General features: G+C 46.6%; 5 protein-coding genes. 1 reads left to right on the top strand and 4 read right to left on the bottom strand.

The genetic code is table 11. From position 1 onward, the window contains the following. Positions 1-245: 245 nt before the first annotated feature. Genes O9300_RS12035 through rpmI form a run of 3 tightly spaced genes read right to left on the bottom strand, consistent with a single transcriptional unit; the run spans position 246 to position 1,798 of the window. Complete coding sequence (locus tag O9300_RS12035) at positions 246-1,202, bottom strand: PhoH family protein (protein ID WP_002772048.1); 957 nt, start codon at positions 1,200-1,202, stop codon at positions 246-248. 13 nt (positions 1,203-1,215) lie between these two features. Beyond that, a complete protein-coding gene (rplT, locus tag O9300_RS12030; RefSeq protein ID WP_002791991.1) occupies positions 1,216-1,563 on the bottom strand; it encodes a 50S ribosomal protein L20 in 348 nt (115 codons plus the stop codon). 31 nt (positions 1,564-1,594) lie between these two features. Next, positions 1,595-1,798 carry a 50S ribosomal protein L35 gene (gene rpmI, locus O9300_RS12025; protein WP_002781071.1) on the bottom strand — a complete coding sequence of 68 codons (204 nt, stop codon included), beginning with the start codon at positions 1,796-1,798 and terminating at the stop codon, positions 1,595-1,597. Between the two features lie 209 nt (positions 1,799-2,007). On the opposite strand from rpmI, the gene O9300_RS12020 reads away from it, so the two are divergent. After that, entirely contained in the window at positions 2,008-3,183 is a 1,176-nt protein-coding gene (locus O9300_RS12020; protein WP_287971844.1) for a transaldolase, read from the top strand. A gap of 47 nt (positions 3,184-3,230) precedes the next feature. Here O9300_RS12020 and O9300_RS12015 read toward each other — a convergent pair. Further along, positions 3,231-3,828, bottom strand: a 598-nt coding sequence (locus O9300_RS12015; RefSeq protein WP_287971842.1) for an RNA-guided endonuclease InsQ/TnpB family protein, incomplete at its 5' end; no start/stop codon positions are given.

Genomic DNA, 3,828 nt, shown 5'->3' with positions numbered 1-3,828 from the left:
AAAAACCTTGTTGGATAAGACTTTTAGACCTTTTGTCAATCAAAAAGTACCGGATATGGGAGTGATCGGGGGGAAATTTAGGCACTTTTTCCCTGAAAATTAGGTAATTGACCGCCTGAAAATGGGTAAAACCCTACACCCTACACCCTACACCCCACACCCTGCCCCCACCAACAAACTTTTTCAACAGACCCTAATTCTATACTCTCTCGCAAGAGTACAAGAGCGACTATCTCAACAATCTGTTATTTTTCGTGCTGTTCGTAAGCTGAGACAATTTTTTGTACTAAGGGATGACGCACCACATCGGCCCGGGATAGGTAACAAAAAGCGATCCCTTCTACTGATTTGAGGATTTTTTGAGCGGCAATTAACCCCGATTCCTGTTGTTGCGGTAAATCGGTTTGGGTGACATCTCCAGTTACTACCATGCGCGAACCGAATCCCAAGCGAGTTAAGACCATTTTTAACTGTGCTGGGGTGGTATTTTGGGCCTCATCAACGATAACAAAAGCATTAGCTAGGGTTCGTCCCCGCATATAAGCTAAGGGAGCGATTTCGATTTTACCCCGTTCCATCAGGTCGGGAATTTTGGCCGCTTCGATAAATTCGTATAAAGCATCGTAGAGGGGACGCAAAAAAGGATCGACTTTTTGCTGTAAATCCCCCGGGAGAAAGCCTAATTTTTCCCCCGCTTCCACGGCCGGCCGGGTGAGGATAATCCGTTCTACTTTATCTTCTAATAGAGCTTGTACGGCTAAAACGGCGGCTAAAAAGGTTTTCCCCGTGCCAGCAGGTCCAATACAAAAGGTGATATCGTGACTTTGAATCGCTTGGATATATTGACGCTGACGGAAGGTTTTTGCCCGAATTAGCTCCCCGCGACGGGTACGGGCGAGAATATCCTGCTGTAGTTCTTTATACTCACTAGAACGCCCCGTATCGAGGGCATGGATAGCGGTCATAATATCGGCTTCGGCGATTAACTTGGCCTCTTGCCATAAAATACTTAAGGAGCGCACAATCGCTGTGGCACGCTCCACCGGGGTCGGTTGCCCCGCAATCCGCAATTCCATGCCTCTGAGGACTAAATTCGCCCCAGTTTGCCTGGCTATCAATTTGAGGTTAGCTTCTTGATGACCCGCTAAAGCGATCGCACTTTCTGAACTGGGGAATTGAATCGTTTGCCAAGTTTCCGTCATGCTCGGGGCTAAATTATCCTTTGGCTAGTTCTACCACTTTAGCAAAAGCGACGGGATCGAGGACAGCTAATTGGGCCAACATTTTCCGATTGAGGAGGATATTAGCTTTCTTTAATTGTCCGGTCAGTTGGCTGTAACTGATGCCCTGTTGACGAGCAGCGGCATTAATGCGGGTAATCCAAAGACGACGAAAATCGCGTTTACGTTTGCGACGGTCTCTATAGGCATTCCGCAAGGCCTTCATGACCTGTTGGTTAGCGGTACGGAATAAGCGCGAGTGGGAACCGCGAAAACCTTTGGCTAATTTGAGAACTTTTTTGCGTCGCTTGCGGGCGACATTCCCCCGTTTTACTCTAGACATGATGATCCTTTAGACAATTTTTCTGGAAAATTTACAAATAGGGCAACATTAAGCGCACTTCCTTCTCGTCGCGCTCGTGTACCAAGGTAATCTGGGACAAACGACGGCGCTTGCGTTCGGCACTTTTATGATCGAGTAGGTGATTTTTGAAGGCTTTGCGACGTTTGATTTTTTTGCCGCTTCCCGTGGCCTCGAATCGTTTGGCCGCCGCCTTTCGCGTTTTTAGCTTGGGCATAAACTCCCTTTTATTAAATCGACACAATCACTAATACTATCACAAATACAGGACTTTGGGCAAGGAGTGGCCAAAAGATTGCTGCGCTTATCCCCACTTTGCCAAGGTCTGTGGGTGGGAATTAAATCAATCGGGAATTTTCCCCTTCCTCTCGATCGAATCGCTAAGATCCAGATAAAGTCTTGCGTTAACACGCATCTGGAGAAGTTATGGCTAAAACCCTACTAGAACAATTACGGGAATTTACAGTGGTTGTTGCCGATACCGGCGATATCCAAGCGATCGAAGCTTTTACACCCCAGGATACCACCACTAACCCCTCCCTGATTACGGCCGCGGCCCAAATGCCCCCATATCGGCCGATTGTCGATCAAACCCTGCAAGCGGCCAGAAAAGAATTGGGAAAGCAGGCCACCCCGGAAGATGTGGCCAAATTAGCTTTCGATCGCCTAGCGATCGGTTTTGGTCTGCAAATCCTGCAAATCGTCCCCGGCCGCGTCTCGACCGAAGTAGATGCTCGTCTTTCCTACGATACCCAAGCTACCATCCACAAGGCCCGTTATCTAATTTCCCAGTATGAAAAAGCGGGTATCTCTAGAGAAAGAGTCTTAATTAAAATTGCCTCGACTTGGGAAGGGATTAAAGCCGCAGAAGTCCTCGAAAAAGAGGGAATTCACTGTAATTTAACCCTATTATTCGGTTTCCATCAGGCGATCGCCTGTGCGGAGGCGGGAGTAACCTTAATTTCTCCCTTTGTCGGTCGGATTCTCGATTGGTATAAAAAAGAAACCGGTAAAGACTACGTTGGCGCTGAAGATCCAGGAGTCCAATCCGTTACCCAGATCTATAACTACTATAAAAAGTTTGGCTATAAAACCGAAGTTATGGGGGCAAGTTTCCGCAATATCGGTGAAATTTGCGAGTTAGCTGGTTGTGATCTTTTAACCATTTCTCCGAAACTGCTCGAACAATTGCAAGAGACAGAAGCCGATTTACCCCGTAAGCTCGATCCAGCACAGGCCGCAACCCTTGATATTGTCAAAATTGCCATGGATCAAGCGACTTTTGAGAAAATGCACGCCGAAGATGCCATGGCTTCCGAAAAACTAACGGAAGGTATTCAAGGTTTTACCAAAGCTTTAGAATTATTAGAACAATTGCTGATTCAACGTTTAACCCAGTTGGAAGGTCAGTCAACCCTAGAACACGCCGCCGAAGATATTTTCCGAGTCTATGATCATGATGGGGATGGTTTCATCACCCGGGAAGAATGGGCGGGAACCGATGCGGTATTTGATGCGATCGATATTAACCATGATGGCAGAATTTCTCCCGATGAGATCGCTGTCGGTTTGGGTGCGGCTTTTCGTTTAGTGGAAGCTTGACTCTCCCCCGCTAAACCGCTCGCGCGGTTTAGCGGGGGATTCTTGGTTCATCTGCTCTTGACTAGATCAAACAGGTTTAACTGAACGACCCCCAACCGACCGCCTCCGCAAGCGTTTTCTAACACGGTCAGTCCGACCGCGTTTTTTCCTCGGTTCTCGATTACCTTCGCTGATGCCGTATCTCTTGGTTCAATGTGGCCGCAAGAATCACACCGGTGAACTCTTTCCGATAAGGCTTTTTTACCGGTAATTGCGCCACAATTCGGACACTCTTGCGAAGTTCCGTTTTTATCGACTTTAAGATAATATTTTCCCCGTTTCCAAGCGACAAACGGTAGTATCTCATTAATAAAACTACTGATGCCCGAATCTAGAGATTGTTTTCTAACGATTCCTCTAGACCAGGAAACGAAGTTAATATCTTCAACGAAGATATTATCAGCAAAATCGCAAAGGTAATGAGCTAACTTGAAATGCCAATCCCTGCGGGTATTAGACACTTTCTCGTGTAATCTTGCTATCTTCTCTTGGAGTTTTAACCAATTGTTCGAGCCTTTGACTTGATGTTTCAAGCGTCTTTGTAGCAATTTAAGCTTACTCTGTACTTTCAACAAAAATCGAGGGGCTTTGATTAAATCTCCCCGT

Origin of the sequence: Microcystis sp. LE19-195.1E, assembly GCF_027532095.1 — a bacterium.
Classification (GTDB): Bacteria; Cyanobacteriota; Cyanobacteriia; order Cyanobacteriales; family Microcystaceae; genus Microcystis; species Microcystis aeruginosa.
This window is presented reverse-complemented; position numbering and strand designations above follow the sequence as displayed.

Coding starts and splice junctions, on each gene's coding strand:
- O9300_RS12035 (WP_002772048.1), bottom strand. CDS start 1,202: ATGACGGAAACTTGGCAAACGATTCAATTCCCCAGTTCAGAAAGTGCG.
- rplT (WP_002791991.1), bottom strand. CDS start 1,563: ATGTCTAGAGTAAAACGGGGGAATGTCGCCCGCAAGCGACGCAAAAAA.
- rpmI (WP_002781071.1), bottom strand. CDS start 1,798: ATGCCCAAGCTAAAAACGCGAAAGGCGGCGGCCAAACGATTCGAGGCC.
- O9300_RS12020 (WP_287971844.1), top strand. CDS start 2,008: ATGGCTAAAACCCTACTAGAACAATTACGGGAATTTACAGTGGTTGTT.